The organism is Oleiharenicola sp. Vm1, from assembly GCF_047777955.1.
In the GTDB taxonomy this organism is placed as follows: domain Bacteria; phylum Verrucomicrobiota; class Verrucomicrobiia; order Opitutales; family Opitutaceae; genus Didemnitutus.
Map to the genome: position 1 here is coordinate 490,238 of NZ_CP180537.1, position 23,350 is coordinate 513,587.

Consider the following 23,350-nt stretch of genomic DNA (forward strand, 5'->3'; position numbering starts at 1 on the left):
GGGCCGGCCTGCGCACGGGGCCACTGGCGACAGGCCGGGCCCGGCAGCCTAAGTCTGCAGCGCCTCCGAGGGCTCGGAGCCGACCAACATGCGCCGGGCGACGAAAGCGGCGGGGATGGTCGGGACCGGACGGCGGAAGGCGCTGAAAATCTCCGCGTCGAGCGCGGATTGCGGGCCGCGCAGCAGCGGATGCTGGCTGGTGCCGAGGCGCTGCGCGCACTCGAGGGCGGCCGCCAGCATGACGTTGCGCGTCGTGGCGTGGCGGTGCCGCGCCAGCACGTCGACCAGGGAGCGCGTGAAGGTGCCGCAGGTGCGCGACGAGTAGTCCGCGCGCTCGTCGTCGCGGCAGGCGCTGAGCACGACGTGGTGCAGGGTGTTGTCCGACTGCACGGTGTCGCCGTCGGGATCGGCGCGGTGGCTGCGCCACGGACGCGACCAGACCGGCAGCCGCCAGCGCGCCAGCAGGCCGCCGCTCATCGCGCCCGCATGGCAGGCGTCGATCACGCAGTAAAGCGACACGCGGCTCTCGCCCGGCACGAGCCAGCGCAGCAGCTCGTCGCTGCGGATGGGGCCGGCGGTCTGCGCGTCGTGCGGATAAAGGAAGTCGCCGGCCTCGGTCGCCGCGGCGCCCGACCCGGTCAGGGAGAAGCCGTGGCCGCTGAACGCCAGCACGCAGACGTCGCCCGCGCGGGCCGAGATGACCAGCGCCCGGATCGCGCGCCGGATCTCATCCCGCGTCGCGTGCTCGTTGAGCAGCAGCTCGCAGGCGAAGCCGCGGCTGGTCAGCTCCGGGGCGAGCAGCCACGGGTTGCGGTCCGCCCCGGGCAGCGGGGGCAGCGGCGGCACGCCGGGCGCCACCGGGTAGTTCGAGACTCCGATCAGCAGCGCCCGCTTGTGAAAGCGCCGGCCCGGCGCCAGCGCGCGCGGCGGGAGGACCAGGTGGGAATGCGAGGAGCACTTCGGCATCACCCTCTTAACGGGCGATCCGGCGCGTTTATTTCAGAAAATTTCTTTTTCCGCATTTTCGACACTTCGGCGAAAGATTGGGCTGCACTCTCGCGTTGTCAGGTTATGACTCTTCCGCCCATGGCCTCCGACATCCCGCCTCCCTCCACCTTGCGCACGCGGCCCACGCTCCTCTTCCGGCTGCGCGACTGGAACGACGAGGCGAGCTGGACCGAATTCTACCGCCTCTACTACCAGTTCGTCTACGGCTGCGCGCGTCGCACCGGGCTCTCGCACGCCGACGCGGAGGAGGTCACGCAGGACGTCTTCAAGCGCGTGGCGGAGACCGTGCACGAGTTCGAGGCCGATCCGGCCCGCGGCTCGTTCCGCGGCTGGCTGACGAACCTCACCCGCTGGCGCATCACCGACAAGCTCCGCGCCCGCCGCCCGCACGAGCGCTACGCGGCGCGGCCGTCGGACGACGACCGCACCGATCCGGTCGAGCGCCTGCCCGACGATGCCGACGTGAACGCCGCGTGGGACGAGGAGTGGCAGCGCCACGTGCTCGAGGCGGCGCTGGCGCGGCTGGCGCGCCGCGTGCCGGCGAAGCACTTCCAGATCTTCGATCTCTACCGCCGCCAGGGCTGGTCGGTGATGAAGGTCGCCCGCGAGCTCGGCGTGAACGCCGCCTCCGTCTACCTCATCAGCCACCGCCTGACCAAGCACCTCAAGGTCGAGGTGGAGGTCATCCGCGCGCGCCTCGCGTGAGCTAGCGACGGCGCCGATCCGCTTTTCGCCACCCAACCCGAGCTACGCCGGCGAAAAACGGTGCGGCGCCCTGACCGGGCGCTGATTTTGTCCAGTGCCGGCCGGGGCGCCGCGCTGCTCCGGCGGCGGCGCGCGATTCCGGCCGCGGGCGGCGGGACGCACCGCGCTATCGACTCGCGCGGCCCGACCGGACAAAAGCACGGAGGTCCATGTCTGTCGCCTCCGCCCCCGTGCCGCGCATCCCCGACTATGAGCTGATCCGGCTCATCGGCGGCGGCAGCTATGGCGACGTGTGGCTGGCGCGCGGCATCACCGGCGCGTTCCGGGCGGTGAAGATCGTCTGGCGCGACCGCTTCCCCGACGCGCGGCCGTTCGCGCGCGAATTCGAGGGCATCACCCGCTTCGCCGCCGTCTCGCTGCGCGAGCCGTCGCAGCTGGCGCTGCTGCACGCCGGGCGCGACGACGCCGCCGGGATGTTCTACTACGTGATGGAGCTCGCCGACGACGCCGAGCGCGGCCGGGTGGTCGATCCGGACACCTACCGGCCGCTGACGCTGCGCGAGGTTCACTCGCGCCGCGGCCGCCTGCCGGTGGGCGAGGTGGTGTCCCTCGGCGTGTCGCTCGCGCGCGCCCTGGCCAGCCTGCACGAGGCGGGGCTGGTGCATCGCGACGTGAAGCAGTCGAACGTGATCTTTGTCGGCGGCGTGCCGAAGCTCGCCGACGTCGGCCTGGTGACGAGCGCCAGCGGGCCCGAGGTCACCTTCGTCGGCACGGAGGGCTTCGTGCCGCCGGAGGGGCCGGGCGCGCCGCCCGCCGACGTGTTCAGCCTCGGCAAGCTGCTCTACGAGCTCGCCACCGGCCTCGACCGCACGGAATTCCCCGCCTGCCGCCGGATTTCGCGCAGTGGACGGACCGCCGCGAATTCATGGAGCTGAACGAGGTGCTGCTCCGCGCCTGCGAGGGCAACGCGCTGCGCCGCCACCCCGATGCGGGCGCGCTGCTCGACGAGCTGCTGCTGCTGCAGGCCGGCAAGTCCGTGCGCCGCCTGCGCCGCGCCGAGCTGCACCTCAACCGCGCGCTGCGCATCGCCGCGGGGCTGGCGATCATCGCGGCCATCGCCGGCACCGGCGCGTGGGCCGAGCGGCAGCGGGCGAACAGCGAGCAGCGGCTGCGCGCCGCGGCCGAGGCGGAGCGCGACGCGCTGGCGCGGCGCAGCGTCTACGCCGCGCGGCTCACCCAGGCGCAGCAGGCGCTGGAGCGCGACGATTTCGGCCGGGCGCGGCGCTTCCTCGCGGAATGCGCGCCGGCGCCGGGCGAGCCGGACCTGCGCGGCTTCGAGTGGCAGGCGCTGCAAAGCCAGGCGCAGGGCGATCCGGCGCGCGTGCTGCACGCCGGCGGCGTGGCCGGCCTGCGCGTGTGCGTTTCGCCCGACGGCCAGCGCGCGGCGGCGCTGTTCGCCGAGAGCAAGGTGCGGGTGTGGTCGCTGGCCGACGGCCGGCTGGAGCAGGCGATCGACGGCGTGACCGGGCTGGCGGCGTTCTCCCCGACGGCCGCTGGCTGCTGGGCACGGGCGCGCGCGGACGGCTCAACCGCTGGAGCGTCGCGGCCGGGCGCGCGGACGGCGCGGGCGTCGACGGCATCCACGCCCCGCTCGGCTGGGTCGACGCCCAGCGCGCCTGGACGCTCGTCGTCGACGTCAACGGCCTCGCGCTGGCGCTGCGCCGCTGGGATTTTTCGACCGGCCGGGCCGACGCGGAGATTCCGCTGCCCGATCGCGTCAACCACGGCGGCTATTACTCGAGCGCCCTGGCGGCCGACGGCAGCGCGCTCGCGGTCGCGACCCTGAACAACCACGGCGGCGACGGGAAGTGGCGGATCCACCTGTGGCGTCTGCGCGACCTGGCGTTGATCCGCGAATGGGAGACCCCGCACCGGCCGACGGCCCTGGCGCTGGATGACGGCCGGCTGTTCTGCGGCTGGGCCGACACGGGCGAGGTGGAGGCGTTCCGCTGGAGCGATGGCGCGACGCTGTGGCGCACTCCGCTCGGCGTGCGGCAGGTGGCGGCGCTGGCGTTGCACGACGGGCGGCTTGCCGTGGGCAGCCGGGCCTCGAGCCTGCTCGTGCTCGATGCGGTGACGGGCGCGGCCACGCGCCGCTGGCGCGGACTGGAAAGCGACGGGCAGAGCATCGCGTGGCTGCCGGACGGCGCCGGCGTGCTGGCGACCGGCAACGGCGGCGACGTGCGCGCCTGGTCGGCGGGAGCGGCGACGGACTTGCCGGCGCTGGAGGGTTTCGCGAATCCCAGCGCGGGCGGTCGCGCCCTGTGCCTTTCGGACGACGGGACGCTGGTGGCGGCGACGGCGCCGGGCGGTGCCGTGCGCGTGGTGGAGAGCGCGAGCGGCCGGGAGCGGGTGAGCTTCGCCCGCGCCGTCGCGCCGGTGACCTTCGACGACAGCGAGCTGTGGCTGCTGACGCCGCAGGCGCTGGAGCGGCATCCGCTGGCCGCCGGTGCGCCGGCGACCGCGAGCGTGCCGCTGCCGTGGACGCCGATCCAGGCGGCGATCTCCCTGCGCGGCGGCCGGGCCGCGTTCACCGATCGCGGGGCGCGGCTCGGCTCCGTTTCCCTGGCGGGCGGCGCGCCGGTGACGCGCGACAGCGGGCACACCGGCATCTGGTGGGTGGCGGTGTCGAACGACGGCCGGTTGATCGCCACCGGCGGGCGGGACAGCCGCGTGCGCCTGTGGCGGGCGGACAATCTCGAGCTCGTGCGCGAGTGGAAATCGCCGCGGCCGGCGCTCTACGGCAGCTTTTCCCCGACGACCGCTGGCTGGCCTGGAGCCAGAACGACGGGGACGCCAGCGTGCGCGCGATCTCCGGGGAGGAGGCGCACACGATCGCGACGAGCAGCGGCGTGCTGCAGGCGGTGACATTCCACCCGCACGCGCCGCGGCTGTTCCTCGGCGGCCGCGACGGCGTCGTGCACGTGGTGGACACGCGCGACTGGCGCGAACAGATCGACCTGCACGGCGCGCTGCCCGGCCGCGCGAACGGCGTCGTCGTGCGGACGGCCGTCAGCGGGGACGGCGCGGTGCTGGCCGGTTACCTGGAGGAGGGCGTCGTGCGGGTCTGGCGCGCGGCGCCGGTGCGCTGATCAGCTTTCCATCGCGCAGGGCGGGATGGGCGGCGGACTGCCGTCGTCCAGCTGCGCGGCCACGGTGCCGACCGGATACTGGTCGTAGAAGATCTCGAGCTCGCACCACGGGGCGTTGAAATCGAGTTCGTAGAGGTGGTCGAACTCGAGCCAGCCGCCGCCGGCGATGCGCGGGTTGGAGGGCTCGATGGCGAAGAAGCCGTTGGCCGTCTGCGGCGCGCGGCCCTGGTCGACCCACGCGGGCGGCTGGGCCGGCGAGGCGCCCGGCACGCGCGTGAGCTCGACGAGCTTCGCGTTCGCGTCGGGGGAATTGAGGCGCGCCCAGAGGAGCTTGGTGCGGTGCTGCGCGCCGGTGTCGTGCAGGCCGAAGCGGCCGGGCTGGCCGCCGGTGGTGTAGCGGCCGGTGAGCCAGACGCTGCGGCGCGAGATGAAGCGGCCGGTGGCGGGATCCCACGGGGCGTGGCAGTTCCAGGTGACGCCGGCGCGTCCGCCCATGGTGAGGCGGAGCGAGAGCGAGGCGCATTCACGGTGATTGCCCGGAGGCTGACCGCGGCCGGGAGGCTGCGCCGGGGTCGGCCAGGCGCGGCCGGGATTGTCGTTGGGACGGGGCATGGTGCGGAGGAGTTGGCGACCCCGGGCGCACGACCCGGGGTCTGCAGCGTGGAACGCACGCCGCGGGCGCAATCTTTCGGAAATCCGCGTCCGCGGCGAGCGGCGATCGCGCGGGGCCCGGCGCCGACCGCTCACTTTTCGGGCGAGCGGAGCGTGCCGGCGTCGAACCAGACGCCGGGGGAGAGCACGAAGTGCGGGTCGGCGGGCAGGCCGGTTTCGCCGCGGTGGAGCATGCCCACGACCATGTCGGTCGCGAGGGCGCCGAGGCCGCGCGGATCGTTGTAGATGCCGGAAATGCCGTGCTCGGGGTGGTTGTTGAGCATGGTGGCGAGGCCGATGTCGCGCGGCACGGTGTAGCCGGCGGCGCGCAGCCAGTCGTAGATCGGCTGGCCGCGCGTGCTCACGATGGCCTCGGGCTTCCACTGCTTGAGCCAGGCGAGGAACTTCTCGCGGAAGCCCGGGCCGGGCTCGAAATCGCAGGGCGGGATGTGGTGCTCGCGCGGCAGGAGGTATTGCTGGCGGAGGAAGGCGCCGAAAAGGCGGTTGCCCCAGCTGGGGCTGTCGTCGATGTCGGCGACGACGAAGCCGAGGCGCTGGTAGCCGCGCGCGAGGCACTGCTCGACGATCTGGGTGATGCCGCCGAAGGCGTCCTCGGCGACGTGGTGCAGCGCGGGCGCGCGCAGGGTGTAGCCGAGGGCGACGGCGGCGAAGCGTTCCCAGCACAATTCGAGCGACGCCTGGCCGGGCGGCAGGCGGCCGAGGAGCACGCCGGTGATGGCGCGGCGGCTGAGGATGTCGCTCATGCGCGTCGGCGTCATGCCGGGCTCGGCGAGCCAGAAGTGCTCGAGCTTGTAGCCGAGCTCCTCGGCGCGCTGCTGGGCGCCGGGGAAGAAATCGGGGCGGTCGTGGTGTTCCGGGCGCCAGCCGTAGCGCGTCGGGTAGTTGGTCACGTAGGCGAGGCAGACGTGCTTGATCGGGTGGCCCGAGCGCCGCGACCGCATGAGGGTGGCGACGAGGGGTTCACGCGGTAGTGCATCTCGTGCGCGATCTGCTGGATGCGCGCGCGCACCTCGGGGCGGATGCGCGGGCTGTTGCGCAGGGCAAGCGAGACCGTCGAACGGTGGACTCCCGCTCGCTTGGCGACGTCTTCCAAAGTGGTTTCCAGAGGCATGGCTGGGGGCGGCCGTGGCGTCCGATTCTCCCGGGTGAACGCGCGGAATGTCACGCGCCGCGGGGGAGCGTTCAAGCCCGCAATGGCGCGACCGCGGCGTCAGCGCGCGACGGTGAACGCGTCGAACTGCGCGTAGCCCGGGCTCGTCGCGCCCGGGCGGGCGGCGGCGAAGAGGCCGACCTTGGCGCCGACCCACTGGCTCGACGAGGCCTGGAACTCGGGGCCGATCGGCGTGAAGCTCTGGCCGTCGGTGCTGTAGGAGAAGCGGCAGCGCGCCCCCTCGGCGACGGCGACGCGCAGGTGGATGTCCCCGGCGGGGGCCTCGGTGGCGGCGAGTTCCTGCTCGTTGCTTTCCTTCTGCGCGGCGTGGCAGGCGCGGAGCACGAGCAGCTCGCGGCCGTCCCGGCGCACGCGGCCGAGCCAGGCGTAGTCGTAGCCGAAGACCATCAGGCCGGCGGCGTCGCCGTCCTGCTCGAGCTTCGCGCGCAGGACGGTGGTGGCGGTGAAGGCGGGGGCGGGGAACTTCTGCAGCAGCAGCTGCGGCGTGAGCCAGTGCGAGGCGGCGGAGGGGACGGCGACGCAGCGGAGGCGGAGCGCGCCGGGGGCGGCGGTGAGCGAGAACCACTCGGCGCGCGGGTTGGCCTGCCATTGCCACTGCCGGCCGAGGGTCGGTGCGGCGAAGTCGTCGGAGGTGGCGGGCACCGCCGGCGGCTGCGGCGGCAGGGCGGGCTTGGCGCGGCGGAGCACGGGCTCGCCCTTGCCGTCGCCGTCGGGGTCGTTGCCCATCACCGGCCAGCCGTCGTCGCGCCAGCGCATCGGCTGGAGGTGCACGACGCGGCCGTAGGCGGGCAGCTCCTGGAAGTGCAGGAACCAGTGTTCGCCGCCCGGCGTGTCGACCCACGCGCCCTGGTGCGGACCGTTGACGGGCGTGGCGCCCTGCTCGAGCACGATGCGATTCTCGTAGGGTCCCCAGATGTTTTTCGCGCGGAAGACCGCCTGGTAGCCCTCGGTGACGCCGCCGGCGGGGGCGAAGACGTAGTAGTAGCCGTCGCGCTTGTAGAGCTTCGGCCCCTCGAGCGTGCGCCAGCCGGGGAGCTGGTTGGCGTCGATGACGACCTTGCCCTCGTCGAGCACGCGCGAGCCGTCGGGCGCGAGGCGGTGGAGCGTGAGGAGATTGTTGATGCCGGCGCGGCTCTTGGCCCAGCCGTGGATCAGGTAGGCCTGGCCGTCGTCGTCCCAGAGCGGGCACGGGTCGATGAGGCCCTGGCCGGCCTTCACGAGCTTCGGCTCCGACCACGCGCCGCGCGGATCGGCGGCGGTGATGACGTAGACGCCGAAGTCCGGGTCGGGATAGAAGATCCAGAATTTCCCCGCGTGGAAGCGGAGGGCCGGCGCCCACACGCCCTGGCCGTGGCGCGGGGTGGCGAAGTGCTCGCGCGGCACGAGGGCGGGCAGGGCGTGGTTGACCAGCGTCCAGTTGACCAGATCCCGCGAGTGCAGGATCGGCAGGCCGGGCACGTGGCCGAAGCTGGAGGACGTCATCCAGTAGTCGTCGCCCACGCGGATCGCGTCGGGGTCCGAGTAATCGGCGTAGAGAATCGGGTTCCGGTAGGTGCCGTCGCCGGCATCGGCGGCCCACGGCGCCGGCGAGGCCGCGGTGCCCGGGGCGGACGAGGAGAGGGCCGGGGTGAGGGTCATGAGAAGCGGGAGGGCAAGGGCGCGGAACACGGGACTCATTTGTGCCCGATGCGCGGGACGAGCAAGTGCATGACGAGCAGCGCCGAGACATACATCACCGAGGCGACGCCGAAGATCGACGCATAGCTGCCGGTGTGCTTGAGCACGACGCCGATGATCTCGGCGGTGAAGCCGCCGGTGAAATAGGCGATGAAGCCGCCCAGGCCGACGAGCGAGCTCACGGCGGCCTTGGGCATCGTGTCGGAGGCGAAGCTGAACTGGTTGGCCGACCAGCCCTGGTGGGCGGAGCCGGCGAGGCCGACGATCAACACGGTCAGCCAGACGGTCGGCACGTGGGGCGCGAGGTAGATCGGCAGCACGGCGACGGCGCAGAGCAGCATGGCGACCTTGCGCGCGGCGTTCACGCTCCAGCCCCGGCCCAGGAAATGGCCGGCGAGCCAGCCGCCCGCGATGCCGCCGAAGGACGCCACGAAGTAGAACACGGCGGTCCAATTGCCCACCTCGACGAGCGGGAGCTGGTAGCGCTTCTGGAGGAAATCCGGCAGGAAGAACATGTAGATGGTCCACACCGGGCCGGCCAGGATGCTCATCGCGAGGTAGGCCCAGGTGGCGCGGTAACCGAGCAAGGCGCCCCAGCCGATCCGCTCCGGCGCCCCGGTGGCGGGCGCCGCGGCCGGCTGTCCCTCGCGGATGTAGGCGCGCTCGGCCGCGGAGAGGCGCGGGTGCGTCTCGGGGTTCTCGTAGAGCCACCACCAGGCGACCAGCCAGAAGAGGCCCAGCGCGCCGGTGACGTAGAAGGTGACCGGCCAGCCCCAGCTCGCATACATGCGTGGCACGACGAACGGGCAGAGGATCGCGCCGATGTTCGAGCCGGCGTTGAAGAGTCCGGTCGCCAGCGCGCGTTCGCGCTGCGGGAACCATTCCGCGACGGTCTTGATCGCGCCGGGGAAGTTGCCGCCCTCCGCCAGGCCGAGCACGACCCGCGCGCTCATGAAGCCCACCACGGAGAACGGCAGCACGAGCGAGGCGGTGACGCCGAGGCTGGCGAGCCAGGACAGGTTCACCGTCAACGCCCGGTCCAGCGGCAGCAGCGAGCAGAGGCCGTGCGCCGCCGCGGCGACGCTCCACACCGCCACGGCGATCGGCAGGCCGCGGCGGATGCCGATCCGGTCCATCAGCCGGCCCCCGAGCAGATAGCCGAAGGCGTAGGCGAACTGGAAAGCCGAGGCGATGTGCGCGTAGTCGGTCTCGCTCCAGCCGAGTTCGTGGCTCAGCGGCCCCTTGAGGATGCCGATGATGTTCCGGTCGATGTAGTTTATCGCGACCGAGAAGAACAGCAGGCCGCAGATTGCCCAGCGGAAGCGGCCGACGCGCGCCGGCGCGGGAGAGGGAAGGGCGGAGCTCATGACCAGACGAGCGAGGGTGGGGTGGCGACCGGACGGAAACAGCGGGGTGGTCGCGAAACGGCCCGCACTCAACCCGGCGCGCGGGGACGCGGCAACGACCCGCCTGTTCGCATCGTTGATTGCGGAGCGCGCTCGCGCTCGGTCCGCGGTCTGCCCCGGCGGCGCGATGTTCAACGATGCGAACGCGCCTCGCGTTGCCCGGTCCGGAGGCGAGGCGCATCATTGACCATCATCGGAAAAGCCGCGACGGCGTCTTCCCCGATCTGCCGAGTTCGCTCTCTACCCACCCCTGCACATTCCCCGTCCCGATCGGCCCAGCCGATTGATGCTCCGCAGCAATCGCGTCCGCGTCGGGTGTCATCCCAGCATGCAACCCTCCGGGTTGTCCTTCCCCTCGCTCCGCCCCGGGCGCGCCCTGCCGCGCCTCGCGCGCCTGTGCATGCCGGCGGCGCTGTGGGTGTGGCCGCTGGCGGCGGTCGCGGCGGGCGACGAGGCGCTGGAACCGATCGCGCCGATCACGGCGCCGTTTCCCATGCCGGAGCTGCAGCGGCCGACGTTTCCCGAGCGCACGGTCAGCATCGCCGATCACGGCGCCGTGCCGGACGGCCAGACGAAGAACACCGCGGCCTTCGCGCGCGCGATCGAGGCGGTCGCCGAGGCGGGCGGCGGACACGTCGTCGTGCCGGCGGGCCGCTGGCTCACGGGGCCGATCCACCTCCGCAGCAACATCGACCTGCACCTCGCCGCGGGCGCGGTGGTGGTGTTCAGCGACGTCTTCGAGGATTACCTGCCGCCGGTGCGCGTGCGCGTGGGCGGCATCGACTGCTTCAACTACTCGCCGCTGATCTACGCGCACGGCTGCGAGAACATCGCCGTCACCGGTCCCGGCCGGCTCGATGGCAACGCCGCCGCTTGGTGGCCGTGGAAGAAACAGGAAAAGAGCGGCCTGCCCGCGCTCGCCGCGCAGGGCGTGCCGGTCGAGCAGCGCGTCTTCGGCACGCGCGCCGCCGCCATCCGCCCGAGCTTCGTCTCCTTCGTCGACTGCCGCAACGTGCTGCTCGAGGGCTTCACCATCGGCAGCGGCCCGAACTGGACGCTGCATCCGGTCTACTGCGAGAACGTCATCGTCCGCCGCGTGACCGTCGACACCGATGGCCCAAACAACGACGGCCTCGACCCCGATTCCTGCCGCAACGTCCTCGTCGAATACTGCACCTTTTCCACCGGCGACGACTGCGTCGTCCTGAAGTCCGGCTACAACGAGGACGGCTGGCGCGTCGCGCGCCCGACCGAGAACGTCGTCGTGCGCCACTGCACCAGCCGGCGCGGCCACGGCGGCATCGTCATCGGCAGCGAGATGTCCGGCGACGTGCGCAACGTCTACGCGCACGACTGCGACTTCGCCGGCACCGACCGCGTGCTGCGCATCAAGTCCCGCCCCGACCGCGGCGGCGTGGTCGAGAACGTCTGGGTCGAGGCCATCACCGCGCGCGATCTCAAATACGAGGTGGCGATCATCAATCTGGATTACTCGGCCGACCCCAGCGCCGTCACCCGGCAGCGGCCGCCGCTGATCCGCAACATCACCGTGCGCCGGGTCGCCGCCGCCGGCGCGCCCGTCGCGGTGCGCATCACCGGCCTGCCCGCGGCGCCGATCCAGAACGTCGTGTTCGAGGACTGCGCCATCGTCTCGCAGCGCGGCGTCCTCGCCACCCACGCCCGCGGCCTCGCCTTCCGCCGCTGCGCCCTCGCGCCGGCGCAGGGCGCGCGCTTCGTCCTCGGCGCCGGCGCCGACGTCACCGTCGACGGCCAGCCCTTTCCCGCCGCGCCCGGCCAGCCGTGAGCGCGTTTTCCCTTCGTCAGAAAAGCAAACCCATCCCCCCATGAACATCCGCAATCGACTGCACACCTCGCAGCGCACGCTCGGCGTCGCGCTGCTGGCCTTCGCCGCCTGGACCGGGTCGGCGTTCGCGCAATCGGCGCCGGCGTCGGCCGCCGCCGCGCCCGCGCCGGCCGAGCCGCGCTCGAAGCTCACCGACGCCAACACCGCGAATCCCGCCCCGGCGGCCCCCGCGCCGGAAGACGTGGTCGTCCTCTCGCCCTTCGAAGTGAAGCAGGACACCAAGGGCTACTATTCCTCGAACACGATGTCCGGCACGCGCTTCAACACGAAGCTCGAGGACCTCGGCTCGTCGATCACCGTCATGACCAAGGAGCAGATGGCCGACTTCGCCATGGTCGACATCAACGACGTGTTCCTCTACACCGCCGGCGCCGAGGGCACGGGCACCTACACCGACTACGCCGTCGACCGCAACGGCCAGCTCGCCGACAACGTCCAGCTCAACCCCGGCCAGGCCAACCGCCTCCGCGGCGTTTCATCGGCCAACATCTCCTACAACAACTACGAGATGAGCGGCCGCATGTCGATCGACCCGATCCTCATCGAAGGCATCGAGATCACCCGCGGCCCCAACGCCAGCGTCTTCGGTCTCGGCAACGCCGGCGGCACCGTCAACCAGGTCGCGACCAGCGCCAACCTCTTCCGCGACATCTCGCGCGTCGAGTTCCGCGCGGACAGCTACGACGGCTACCGCACGGCGCTCGACCTCAACCGCGTCCTCCTCAAGGACAAGCTCGCCATCCGGGCCAACGGCGCGTTCCAGCACGAGGGCTTCGTCCGCAAGCCTTCCGGCGTGAACACCGTCCGCTACAACGCGTTCGTGAAATACAAGCCGTTCAAGAACACGACCATCTCGGGCAGCATGCTCTACTACCGGATGAACGGCAACCGCCCCAACTACACCCCGCCGCGCGACTACGTCAGCGACTGGGTCGCGGCCGGCAAGGCTTCCTGGGATCCCGTGCTCCAGCAGGTCCACCTCAACGGCGCGACGATCGGCACCTTCACCTCCGACACCGCCACCGCCACCTACAACGGCGTCACCTACTCGCTGAACAGCCTCGGCCTCTCCCGCGCCGGCACGATGCAGACCCGCGCCAACCTCTACGTCGACCAGAACGGCATCGCCTACTGGACCGCGCCGAACACCAACAACCTCGCCCCCTCCAGCGGCATCGCCACCCCGACGGCCAACAACCAGACGATCCGCCTGCTGCAATCGAGCGAGAACCTCGGCTCCGCCAGCGCCTCCCCCGGCCGCTACACCAACCAGCCGCTCTGGACCACCACGCCGACCGTCAGCGACAAGAGCATCTACGACTGGTCCGACATCAACGTCTCCTCGGTCAACCGCCTGATGGACCGCACCCTCGTCTACAACGCCCAGCTCGACCAGATCGTCTTCGAAACCCCGCGCCAGATGCTCGCCGTCCAGCTCGGCGCGCTCCGCGAGGACAATGAGCGCTACGCCCGCACGCCGCTCGGCAACTCCGGCACCTCCGGCCAGAGCGGCCAGCTCTTCGTCGACGTCAACGAGCGGAACCTCGACGGCAGCGTGAATCCCTTCTTCGGCAAGACCTACCTCGCCTCCACCGAGCCGCTCACCAAGTGGTCGCCGTCGACCTGGGACACCTACCGCGCCCAGGCCGCCTACCGCCTCGACCTCCGCAACGAGAACAACCTGCTCAAGTGGCTCGGCGTGCAGCAGCTCTCCGTTTACGACGAATACAAGTATCGCGTCAGCCGCGTGTATTCCTATCGCGAGGCGATGACCTCGAGCCCGTCGTGGCTCTCCGCCGTCACCGGCAACTACGCCCGCGCCAACCAAAGCGCCGCGCCCAGCGGCAGCCCGACCGCCGGTCCCAACATCCTGCGCCAATACGTTCGCTACTACGTCGGCGGCAACAGCAACGGCCGCATCGATTACGCGCCGTCCACCTACGACTACGGCTCCTATCCCTTCGTGTGGGGCGGCTACACCGTCTCCTCGAATCTCCCCACCAACGCCGGCACCTTCTTCCGCGATGCGCAAAGCCTCGACCTGATCGCCACCACCGACGGCACCGGCGGCGCCAACAACCTCAAGCAGATCATCAAGACCCCGGGCGCCGTGCTCCAGAGCCAGCTCTTCGACGGCAAGCTCGTCGCCGTCGTCGGCTACCGCCAGGACAAGGTGTTCTCGAAGAACGGCGCCGCCCCGACCCTCGTCGTCAACAACACCCAGCACGACTTCGAGACCGACAGCCACTGGGCCGGCGGCGATTACCGCTACAACGTCGGCAAGACCAAGACGCTCTCGCTCGTCGCCCGCCCGCTCCGCGACATCAAGGCCATCAACCGGACGGCGGAGAACAGCACCGGCATCACCGGCTTCGTCGCCGACGTGGCCCGCAACATTTCGCTCACCTTCAACAAATCCGACAACTTCTTCCCGCTGGCCCCCGCGGTCGACCTCTACCTCAAGCCGCTGCCCAACGTCACCGGCGAAGGCACCGACTACGGCTTCTGGCTCCCGCTCGCCGACGGCAAGTTCGTCCTCCGCGTCAACCGCTGGAAGACCAACCAATACAACGCCCGCGACGGCGACGCCAACACGGTCGCCCAGCGCGTGCTCCGCAAGGACATCCTCTACAGCACGGGCTCCGTCGATGCCTGGAACCTGCCGTTCCTCATCGCGGGCGCCTGGAACACCGACGGCCTGAGCGGCGATGCGCTGAACGCGCGAATCGCGCAGATCACCAAGATCCCGACCGCCACCTCGCAAGCCCTCGCGCAGGCCTTCCAGGCCGGCACGATCGCCGCGACCAACGACATCACCGCCAAGGGCACCGAGATCGAGCTCAACTACAACCCCAGCTCGAACTGGACCGTCGCGGCCTCCGCCACCGAGACGGAATCGATCAGCTCCAACATCTCCTCGACCGTCCAGCAGTGGATCGACGAGCGCACGCCCGTCTGGACCACCATCACGGATCCGACCAAGAACAACGCGCTCTGGTGGACCTCGACCTACGGCTCGAACACCCCGCAGGCCAACCACGCCGTCTTCGTCACCGCGCCCTACGCCGTGATCAAGCAGCAGGAAGGCAAGTCGAAGCCCAGCATCCGCAAATACGCCTTCAAGCTCAGCTCGTCCTTCAAGCTCGCCGGCATCACGGAGAACAAATATCTCAAGAACGTGAAGATCGGCGGCGCCGTCCGCTGGGAGGACAAGGGCGCCATCGGCTACTACGGCAAGGACTACCAGGCCCTGCTCGCCGCCAACCAGCAGATCCTCGAGCTCGACCCCAACAATCCGATCTACGACAAGGCGCACGCCTACTTCGACGCCTTCATCGCCTACCGGACCAAGCTCTGGTCGAACAAGATCGCGGCGAACATCCAGCTCAACGTGCGCAACATCCAGGAGAACGGCCGCCTCCAGCCCATCGGCGCCTTCCCCGACGGCACGCCGAACGCCTACCGCATCGTCGACCCGCGCCAGTTCATCCTGAGCGTGACGTTCGACCTCTAGCGTTCAGCGCCACGCCTCGCCTCGTCCGCTCTCATCGCCGCCGGATCTCCGGCGGCGATTTTTTTTTGCGCGCCGGCCCTCGTCCGCGCCCGGGCCCGCCGCGGATGGTGGTGCGCGTCGGAGTGGCGACGGAGCGTGTTGCCGCCCCTTTTCGCTCCGTGCGGCCGCCGCCCCACGGCGGCGGGAGCCTCAGAGCCCCAGCCTCGCCCGGAACCGCGTCACGTCCGGCCGCGCCGCCCATTCCTTCGGCGCCAATCCGAGGGCGCGCTGCAATTCGTCTCTCGCGCGCGCCGCGTTGCCGAGCGCCGCCTCCGCCTGCGCGACGAGGAACCATGCATCCGGGTCGCCCGGCGCGTTGTCCGCCCAGGCGCGGAAATCCTGCAAGGCCTCCGGCCACCGCTGCGCGCTCGCGTAGAGCAGCCCGCGGTGCTTGCACGCGCTCGTCGGCCGCGTGTCGAGCTTGATCGCCAGGGTCAGCGCGATCTCCGCCGGCCGCGGATCGCCGCGCTCCATCAGCTCGACGCCCTTCAATTCATACGTCGCCGGCGCCAGCCGCGGCGGCGGCTCGCGCAGCGCGCCGAGCTCGTGGTTGAGCGTCATCACCGGGACCGCCGACTCGCTCATCACCTGGTGCGCCGGCAACAGCAGCGCCGCCCCCGCGAGCGCCGCCAGCCCGGCCGCGCGCCGCGGCCGCGGCACGTCGTCCGCCGCGCCGAGGCCCAGCCACACCACCGGCGCCAGCAGCAGCATCGATCGGCTGAAATCCTGCGCCGTCAGCAATCCGGCCAGCAGCACCCCGCCCGCCGTCGCGCCGAGCAGCGCCGCCGCCGCCGGGCCGTGCTTCCGCTGCACCGCCCACAGCGCCGCGCCCGCGAGCACCCAGCCGAAGCGCCAGCCCTCCCACGCGCCCCAGACGAACTGCGTCCACGGCGTCCGCGAGAAATCCAGCCACGCGAAATAGCCGCCGACCGTCGCGTTCGCCGCGCTGCCGGGCAGGACGAACAGGCGCACCGCGGCAAACGCTGCCGCCAGCGCCAGCGGCACGCCCCACTCGAGTTTCCACGCTGCGCGCCGTTCGGGGCCGCCCTCGAGGTGGCGGCAGAGCAGCGCCAGCGGCACCGCCAGCACGAAACGCTCGTCGATCCACGGCGCCGCCAGGCACGCCAGCCAGACCCACTCGCGCCGCGGCGCGAACGCCACCGCCACCAGCGCGAGCACCACCCAGGAATCGTAGTAGCCGAGCCAGCCGGTCGCGGCGAAAAACCACGCGCCCGCGCCGACCGCCACCGCCGCCGCTGCCGCTTCGAGCCAGCCGGCGCCGCCCTGGCGCGCCCGCGCCACCGCGCTCCACAGCACGAGCCCCGCGCCGACCGGCGCGAGCCCGAACAACAGCCCCGCCGGCAAACTCAGCGCGCGCCCGAGCGCCGGAAACAGCAGCCGCCACTGGATCGCGCTGTGCAGCGGGTCCGGCAGCGGTGCGCCGAGCGCCTTGACCTGCTCGAGCACGCTGACGCCGCGCCGCACCTCCCAGAGAAAGCCCGCCTCCGGCGCCCGCGCCCATGCCCGCCAGGCGGCGAAGGGCGGACTGAAAAATACAGCAGCAACGCGAAAACGCCGGCGGCAAGCACGCCGGACCAAAGTCTGGGAGTTTTGACTTCCACGCTGCGCCCGAAACTAGCGGCCGCGTGCGCCGCGTCGCAACAGGAATGCTCGCCCGCGCGTGTTTGCTATCGCGCCGCGCCGCGCGCGCCCTACGTTTTTCCCGCCGTGTCCCGCTCCGCGCGAACAGCCTCCGCTCCCGCCGCCGCGCCCTCGGTTCGCCCGTGTTCTGGGGTTGCGCGCTGCTCGTGCTCGCGACGTTCGTCGCCTACCTGCCGTCCCTGCGCGGCGCGTTCCTCTGGGACGACGATGGCCACCTCACCCGGGCGGATCTCCGCTCGCTCGGCGGCCTGCTGCGCATCTGGGTCGAGGTCGGCGCCACGCAGCAATACTACCCGGTGCTGCACTCCGCCTTCTGGCTCGAGCACCGGCTGTGGGGCGACGCGACGCTCGGCTACCACCTCGTCAGCGTCCTGCAGCACGCCGCCAACGCCTGCCTCTTCGCCCTCGTGCTCCGCCGCCTGGCCGTGCCCGGCGCGTGGGCCGCGGCGGCGTTGTTCGCGCTGCATCCCGTGGGCGTCGAGTCCGTCGCCTGGATCTCCGAGCAGAAGAACACCCTCTCCGCGCTTTTCTATCTCTCCGCCGCGCTGGCGTGGCTGCGCTTCGACGCGAACCGGCGGCCGGCGGCCTACGCGGCGGCGAGCGGGCTCTTCGTGCTCGCCCTGCTCACGAAGACCGTCACCGCCTCGCTCCCCGCCGCCTTGCTCGTGGTGACGTGGTGGCGCCGCGGCCGGATCGAGTGGCGCCGCGACGTCGCGCCGCTGCTGCCGTGGTTCGTCGTCGGGGCGCTCACCGGCCTGCTCACGGCGCACTTCGAGCGCGAGCTGATCGGCGCGCAGGGCGCGGAGTTCGAGCTCGGCGCCGTCGGGCGCGGGCTGCTCGCGGCCCGCGTGCCGTGGCACTACGTGCTCACGCTCGTCGCGCCGGTCGACCTGACGTTCATCTACCCGCGCTGGACCGTCGACGCCGGCACGTGGTGGCAATGGCTTTTCCCGCTCGCCACGCTCGGCGCGCTCGCCGCCGGCGTCGGGCTGGCGCGGCGCGGGCGGCGCGCCGGGCTGGCGGCGGCGCTGCTCTTCGGCGGCACGCTCTTCCCCGTGCTCGGCTTCGTGAACGTCTACCCGTTCCTGTTCTCGTTCGTCGCGGACCATTTCCAATACCTCGCCAGCCTCGCGCTCTTCGCGCTCGCCGGGGCGGGCGTCGCCGCCGCGCTCGCGCGCTTCGGCCGCGGCGCGACGCTCGGCGCGTTCGCCGCCGTGCTCGCCGTCCTGGCTGCGCTCACCTGGCAGCGCGCCGGCGTCTACCGCGACGAGGCCACGCTCTGGCGCGACACCCTCGCGCGCAACCCCGACTGCTGGATGGCGCACAACAACCTCGCGCTCGTCCTTCTCGCCGACGGCCGCGCCGCCGAGGCCGTGCCGCACCTCGAGGCGGCGCTGCGCCTGCGTCCGAACTTCCCCGAGGCGCTCAACAACCTCGCCGGCCAATACGTGGACCAGGGCCGCGCCGCCGAGGCGCGCGCGCTGGCGGAGAAGGCCCTCGCCCTGCTCCCGCGGTATCCCGACGCGCTCAACACCCGCGGCCGCGCCCTGCTTGCGCTCGGCGACGCGGCGGCGGCGACGCGCAGCTTCGAGGACGCCGTGCGGCTGAACCCGCGCTTCGCCACCGCGTGGTGCAACCTCGGTCTTGCCGCCATGAACCGCGGCCAGCCCGCCGAGGCGCTGCCGCATTTCCAGCGCGCGGCCGAGCTCGACCCCGCGCGCGCGCCGAACGAGTTCTTCGTCGGGGCCACGCTGCTCCAGCTCCAGCGCGCGGCCGAGGCCGTGCCGCACTTCCAGCGCGCCCTCGCGCTCGACGAGGACTACGCGCTCGCGCACTTCCAGCTCGCGCTCGCGCTGCGCCAGCTCGGCCGCCTGGCCGAGGCGAACGAGCACTACCGCGCCGCCGTCGAACTCAACCCGGCGCTCGGCCGCTGACTTTCCCGCCATGAAAACGCTCGCTGCTGTCGCCCTCCTGTTTGCGCTGCCCGCCTTCGCCGCGGAGGCGCGGTTCGTCCGCGACGTCGAATACGGCCGCGCCGCCGGCGTGAGCCTGAAGCTCGACGTGGACGTGCCCGCCGGCGAGGGGCCGTTCCCGGTCGCGATCCTCGTGCACGGCGGCGGCTGGAGCAGCGGCAGCAAGGCCGGCAGCGACAAGCCCGGCAACGGCGCCGACATCACGCCGTGGTTCGCGGCCTTCCGCGCCGGCGGATTCGTGTGGTTCTCGATCGACTACCGGCTTGCGCCGGCGCACCCGTGGCCGGCCGGCTACGAGGACGTGCTGACCGCCATCCGCTGGGTGAAGGCGCACGCAGCCGAGTATGGCGGCGACCCGCGGCGCATCGTGCTCGTCGGCCACTCGTCCGGCGGCCACCTCGCGTGCCTGGCCGGCGTGCGCCCGGACGCGGACACGCGCGTGCAGGCGGTGGTCGGCTTCGCGCCGGTGACGGACCTGGTGACCGACACGCGCAACCGCGGCGGCGCGAGCACGTCGCTCCAGGCGCTGTTCGGCATCGCGAAGGAACTCACGCCCGAGACCGAGAAGAGGCTCCGCGACGTCTCTCCGAGCGCGCAGGTGCTCCCGGGCCTGCCGCCGTTTCTGATTCTCCACGGCGACGCCGACAAGACGGTGCCGATCGCGATGTCGCGGAGCTTCCAGGAGCAGCTGCGCGCTGCCGGCAACACCTGCGACCTGATCGTGCTGCCCGGTGCGCCGCACGGCCTGCTCACCTGGGAAAAGTTTCTGCCCGATTACGCCGCGCGCATGAACGCGTGGCTGCATTCGCACCTGCCGGCGGCGGCGCGCTGAGCTTCCGGGCGCCGCGCCCGCCGCGCCGAGGAGGTGGGGAACAGCGGCCCCGGCCGCGGCACGTCCATTGCCGAGACGAAAAAGGGCCGGTCGCGCGGACCGGCCCTCGGGGAAAACGTCGGCGGGCTCAGCCCGCGCGGCTCAGAAGGCGAAGGTGTTGGTGATCGTCCACTGCTGCGGCTGCGGGATGCGGAACGAGGCGGTGGTGCCGTTGGGCTGGGCGGTGACGGCGATGAGGTCGTCGCTGCCGAAGAGATCGCGGACGTTCAGCTGCACGGTCCAGCGCACCTTGTCGCGCGCGAGGCGGCGGGTGTATTTCAGCCAGAGGTCGACGTCGAGTTCGTCGCTGCCGTAGTAGGGCTGGTTGACGTCGGAGACCCACTGACCGGCTTCGTTCTTCTTCACGCCGTAGCCGATGGCGACGCGGTCCTGCCAGCGCGTGGCGCCGCCGATGGAGAAGCCCTTGAGCGGGCCGCGGACGAAGTCGTAGTTGGTGACGAAGTTGAAGCGCCACTTGCGCAGCTCCTGCACGGCGGCGTGGTTGGCCGCGAGGGCGTTCAGGTAGGGCACATACATGTTGTTGATCGCCATCACGCCGAGGCGGGAGCCGGTGACGCTGTTGAAATACGGGATGTCCTCGAAGCCGTTCTGGTCGCGGATGCTGGCGGCGATGACGCCGTCGCCGTCGGTCCAGAGCGGGAGGTTGCGGGTGATGAACTCCTCGAAGTCCTTGCCGTAGTTCGAGCGGTAGGCCTCCTGGCGGACGGCGTTGAGGGTCAGGCGCCAGTTCGGGCGCGGATTGAAGGTGGCCTCGAGCTCGGTGCCGCGCGACTCGGTGTCGGCGATGTTGCCGACGTTGGGCGGGCGGGTGGCGGACCAGGTGCCGCTGGCGTTCTGGGTGAAGGCCCAGGTCTGCGCCAGCAGCGGGTCGACGGGACGCAGCCACTCGGCGGGCGTGCGGCGGGCGAACCAGGCGTCGCGCGCGGTGCGCTCGGCGGTGGTGAGGCCGGGGTTGGCGCTGGTGCCATTGGTGAGGCCGGAGCGGAGCGGGAGGTAGTCGGCGTCGCCGGGCTTGAAGCCGAACCAGCGGTTGATGAGCACCTCGGAGGTGTTGGAGCCGCGGAGGCCGTTCATGGCGCGGACGACGTCGTTGCCGGGCCAGAAGGTGTTGTAGAACGTGCTGACGTCGTTGGCCTGGAGCGTCTCGTAGCGGACGACGCGCAGGACGAGCTTGTTGTCGGCGAACGAGAGCGTGAGGCCGTAGTCCTTGGTCGAGCCGCGCGGCGGCGAGAAGGGGCGGCCGTAGACGTCGGCGACGGTGGAGGACGGGCGGAAGTTCTGCGACTGGTTGTAGGAGAGGCTGACGTCCATGCCGCGCGGGAGGCGGCGCTTGACGAAGTCCGGCGCGTGGCCGACGACGCTCCAGCTGACGGTCTGGTCCTTGGCGTGGATGGTGGCCTGTTGCGGATAAGCCCACGAGGCGGCGAAGGGATCGACCTGGCCGGTGGGGCTGACGGTCGGCGGCGTGCCGGCGTCGAAGAGCTCGTAGTCGTCCTGGCGCCAGCCGACGAGGCCGACGAGCTTGCGGTTGAAGAGGTAGCTCTGCCAGATGGCGGAGTAGCTCTCGGTGCGGTTGTAGGAGCGCGAGGCGTTGGAGTAGAGCTTGTCGAGGTCGCGCTCGGGCGTGATGACCGAGACCGGCGCGTAGACCCACTGGTCGATGCGGTTGTCGAAGAGCAGCGCGGTGCCGGTGGCGGCCGGCTCGTGCAGGGCGGTCAGGCCCTGGATGTGCGCGCCGGCGGGCGAGCTGAGGTTGGCGATCGAGCCGCCGAGGTAGTGGATGGCGGCGTAGCCGGGATAGGACTGGGCGGTGGCGCTGTCGGCGTAGACGTTCTGGTCGAGGCTGTAGGCGTAGCCCTGGTAGGTGCGGGAGAGGCGCTCGCTTTCCTGGAGGCTGTAGACGCCGGTGAAGACGTGGCGGCCGAGGTGGCGCAGCCAGGAGGTCTTCTTGGTGAAATCGGCGGTGCCGTAGGTGGTGGCGCGCCAGGCTTCGCGGTCGGTGTCGACCATGTAGTTGCCGATGGAGTCGGAGGCGAAGTAGGGGCGGCCGAAGTTCGGGTTGGGCGTGCCGTCGACGAGCTTGGACTGCATGTCGACGTGGATCATGGCGGCGTCGAAGCCGATGAGGCTGCGGTTGCGGCGGGAGTGCTCCTGCTTGTCGTAGGCGACCTCGACGCCGACGGCGTCGCGGAGGAAGGTCTGGCGGACGACGGCGTTGAGGGCGTGGAAGTCCGCGCGCTCGGACTTGTTCGGGCCGTCGAGCAGCTGGTCGTAGAAGTTGAAGACGGACGGGTCGCTGATTTCCTGCGCGCGCCAGAGGCCGGCGTAGGCCTGCCCGGCGGGGGCGTAGAGTTTGTTGAGGAAGAAGTTCGGGTTGTTGCCGGCGGAGGTGTAGTTGTAGACGCCATACCACTGGGTGTAGGTGGGCGTGCCGCCGCGGCTCATCATGAACGGCGGGACGCCGCCGCCGCCCTGGGTGGCGGAGTTGGGATCGGTGAAGACGGCGCCGACCTGGCCGAACCAGCGGCCGGCGGAGCCGAGGTGCGCCGCGAGCGTGGGATTGTTGAGGACGGTGCTGGTGTTGGTCGGGTCGAGCGCGACCTTGTTGAGCACGTCGAACCAGACCGTGAGGCCGTCGGCCGGCGGGTTGAGGCGCGGGCGGTTGGCCTTGATGGTGCCGTCCTCGTAGCTGACCTGGATCTGCGTGGTGCCGTTTTTCACCAGGCGCGGCTCCCAGCGGACGGCGGCGTAGAGGCGGCGGTCGTCCTCGAAGGCCGGCTCCTGGCGGAACTTCTCCTCGTCGTTCAGGCCGATGATGCGGACGCCGAGGCGGTCCTTCTCGATCATCTGGTTCACGTCGAGCACCTCGCGGTGCGACTCGTAGCGGCCGACGGTCTGGGTGAACGTGTAGCCGTTCTTCCGCAGGTTCGGCATCTTGAGCTGGTTGTTGATGATGCCGGCCGGGCTGCCGAGGCCGAAGAGGATGGCGTTCGCGCCGCGCGAAATGTCGATGCGCTCGGTGTTGTAGGAATCGAGGCCGATGTCGGTGGAGAAGAAGTCGCGCGTGAGGTCGGCGCCGCTGAGGCCGCGCACGCGCGTCATGGAGTTCGGGCTGGCGAGGCCGTCCTCGGCGTTGGAGAAACCCTGGCCGGTCGACAGGCCGGAGTAGTTGCCGCCGAGGCCGGCGGCTTCGGTGCCGGTGGTGTAGACGAGCACGTCCTTCGCGTTGTTCGAGGCGGTGTCGGCGAGGAACTGGGCGTTGACCACCGAGATCGCGGCGCCGACGTCGCGCAGCTCGGTGCGCAGGCGCGTGCCGGCGAGGGTCGAGGTGGCCTGGTAGCCGCGGTCGGTCTCGGCCGCGACGACGAAGGGCGCGAGCTGCACGACCTCGTCGTCCGGCGCGTCCTTGGCCTCGTCCTTCGGCGGCGTCTCGCTCGCGCGCGGGAGCGCGATCTTCTTCGGCTCCGGCTCGGGAGACGTGGACTGCGGGGCGACCGTCTGGGCGGTCGCGCCGAGGGTCAGTCCGAGGAGACCGGCGACGGCGGCGCCGAGCCACCGGACGGATTGCGAGGGCGTGCGGGGAGGGATCATGGGTAGGGGAGGGGTGGCCGTCGC

General features: G+C 71.5%; 17 protein-coding genes. 9 read left to right on the forward strand and 8 right to left on the reverse strand.

Annotated features, from left to right (window positions below; genetic code table 11):
• Positions 1-48 precede the first annotated feature (48 nt).
• Complete coding sequence (locus ACMYLB_RS03145; protein ID WP_415909525.1) at positions 49-966, reverse strand: caspase family protein; 918 nt, start codon at positions 964-966, stop codon at positions 49-51.
• 120 nt (positions 967-1,086) lie between these two features.
• On the opposite strand from ACMYLB_RS03145, the gene ACMYLB_RS03150 reads away from it, so the two are divergent.
• From ACMYLB_RS03150 to ACMYLB_RS03170, 5 genes are all read left to right on the forward strand, one after another.
• Positions 1,087-1,713 carry a sigma-70 family RNA polymerase sigma factor gene (locus tag ACMYLB_RS03150; RefSeq protein ID WP_415909526.1) on the forward strand — a complete coding sequence of 209 codons (627 nt, stop codon included), beginning with the start codon at positions 1,087-1,089 and terminating at the stop codon, positions 1,711-1,713.
• 209 nt (positions 1,714-1,922) lie between these two features.
• Positions 1,923-2,648 carry a protein kinase domain-containing protein gene (locus ACMYLB_RS03155; RefSeq protein ID WP_415909527.1) on the forward strand — a complete coding sequence of 242 codons (726 nt, stop codon included), beginning with the start codon at positions 1,923-1,925 and terminating at the stop codon, positions 2,646-2,648.
• On the forward strand, positions 2,639-3,559 hold the full coding sequence (locus ACMYLB_RS03160; RefSeq protein WP_415909528.1) for a hypothetical protein: 921 nt from the start codon (positions 2,639-2,641) through the stop codon (positions 3,557-3,559). The genes ACMYLB_RS03155 and ACMYLB_RS03160 overlap by 10 nt, the downstream gene beginning before the upstream one ends.
• A gap of 59 nt (positions 3,560-3,618) precedes the next feature.
• On the forward strand, positions 3,619-4,641 hold the full coding sequence (locus ACMYLB_RS03165) for a WD40 repeat domain-containing protein (RefSeq protein WP_415909529.1): 1,023 nt from the start codon (positions 3,619-3,621) through the stop codon (positions 4,639-4,641).
• Positions 4,575-4,865 (forward strand): hypothetical protein, encoded by a 291-nt coding sequence (locus tag ACMYLB_RS03170; RefSeq protein WP_415909530.1) that lies wholly within the window; start codon positions 4,575-4,577, stop codon positions 4,863-4,865. Before ACMYLB_RS03165 ends, ACMYLB_RS03170 begins: the two co-directional genes overlap by 67 nt.
• Here ACMYLB_RS03170 and ACMYLB_RS03175 read toward each other — a convergent pair whose 3' ends face one another.
• From ACMYLB_RS03175 to ACMYLB_RS03195, 5 genes are all read right to left on the reverse strand, one after another.
• Positions 4,866-5,477 carry a hypothetical protein gene (locus tag ACMYLB_RS03175; RefSeq protein ID WP_415909531.1) on the reverse strand — a complete coding sequence of 204 codons (612 nt, stop codon included), beginning with the start codon at positions 5,475-5,477 and terminating at the stop codon, positions 4,866-4,868.
• A gap of 131 nt (positions 5,478-5,608) precedes the next feature.
• The gene (locus ACMYLB_RS03180) at positions 5,609-6,478 is read right to left on the reverse strand and encodes a substrate-binding domain-containing protein (RefSeq protein WP_415909532.1); all 870 of its coding nucleotides are present in this window, start codon (positions 6,476-6,478) and stop codon (positions 5,609-5,611) included.
• Positions 6,424-6,648 (reverse strand): LacI family DNA-binding transcriptional regulator, encoded by a 225-nt coding sequence (locus ACMYLB_RS03185; protein WP_415909533.1) that lies wholly within the window; start codon positions 6,646-6,648, stop codon positions 6,424-6,426. Before ACMYLB_RS03185 ends, ACMYLB_RS03180 begins: the two co-directional genes overlap by 55 nt.
• Positions 6,649-6,747: 99 nt before the next feature.
• On the reverse strand, positions 6,748-8,346 hold the full coding sequence (locus ACMYLB_RS03190) for a glycoside hydrolase 43 family protein (protein WP_415909534.1): 1,599 nt from the start codon (positions 8,344-8,346) through the stop codon (positions 6,748-6,750).
• Positions 8,347-8,381: 35 nt separating this feature from the next.
• Positions 8,382-9,752 carry an MFS transporter gene (locus ACMYLB_RS03195; protein ID WP_415909535.1) on the reverse strand — a complete coding sequence of 457 codons (1,371 nt, stop codon included), beginning with the start codon at positions 9,750-9,752 and terminating at the stop codon, positions 8,382-8,384.
• Between the two features lie 367 nt (positions 9,753-10,119).
• Here ACMYLB_RS03195 and ACMYLB_RS03200 point away from each other — a divergent pair, with 367 nt between their 5' ends.
• Together ACMYLB_RS03200 and ACMYLB_RS03205 are read left to right on the forward strand one after the other, a co-directional pair.
• Positions 10,120-11,595, forward strand: a complete 1,476-nt coding sequence (locus ACMYLB_RS03200; protein ID WP_415909536.1) for a glycoside hydrolase family 28 protein — start codon at positions 10,120-10,122, stop codon at positions 11,593-11,595.
• A gap of 40 nt (positions 11,596-11,635) precedes the next feature.
• Positions 11,636-15,169, forward strand: a complete 3,534-nt coding sequence (locus ACMYLB_RS03205) for a TonB-dependent receptor plug domain-containing protein (RefSeq protein ID WP_415909537.1) — start codon at positions 11,636-11,638, stop codon at positions 15,167-15,169.
• 189 nt (positions 15,170-15,358) lie between these two features.
• Here ACMYLB_RS03205 and ACMYLB_RS03210 read toward each other — a convergent pair whose 3' ends face one another.
• The gene (locus ACMYLB_RS03210) at positions 15,359-16,693 is read right to left on the reverse strand and encodes a tetratricopeptide repeat protein (RefSeq protein WP_415909538.1); all 1,335 of its coding nucleotides are present in this window, start codon (positions 16,691-16,693) and stop codon (positions 15,359-15,361) included.
• 299 nt (positions 16,694-16,992) lie between these two features.
• Between ACMYLB_RS03210 and ACMYLB_RS03215 the strand changes: the two genes are divergently transcribed.
• Both ACMYLB_RS03215 and ACMYLB_RS03220 read left to right on the forward strand, forming a co-directional pair.
• Positions 16,993-18,804: a tetratricopeptide repeat protein gene (locus ACMYLB_RS03215; protein WP_415909539.1), complete on the forward strand. Its 1,812-nt coding sequence runs from the start codon at positions 16,993-16,995 to the stop codon at positions 18,802-18,804.
• 10 nt (positions 18,805-18,814) lie between these two features.
• Positions 18,815-19,675 carry an alpha/beta fold hydrolase gene (locus tag ACMYLB_RS03220; protein ID WP_415909540.1) on the forward strand — a complete coding sequence of 287 codons (861 nt, stop codon included), beginning with the start codon at positions 18,815-18,817 and terminating at the stop codon, positions 19,673-19,675.
• A 141-nt stretch (positions 19,676-19,816) separates the two neighbouring features.
• Here the strand turns inward: ACMYLB_RS03220 and ACMYLB_RS03225 are convergent, their stop codons facing one another.
• Positions 19,817-23,326 (reverse strand): TonB-dependent receptor plug domain-containing protein, encoded by a 3,510-nt coding sequence (locus tag ACMYLB_RS03225; protein WP_415909541.1) that lies wholly within the window; start codon positions 23,324-23,326, stop codon positions 19,817-19,819.
• Positions 23,327-23,350 lie beyond the last annotated feature (24 nt).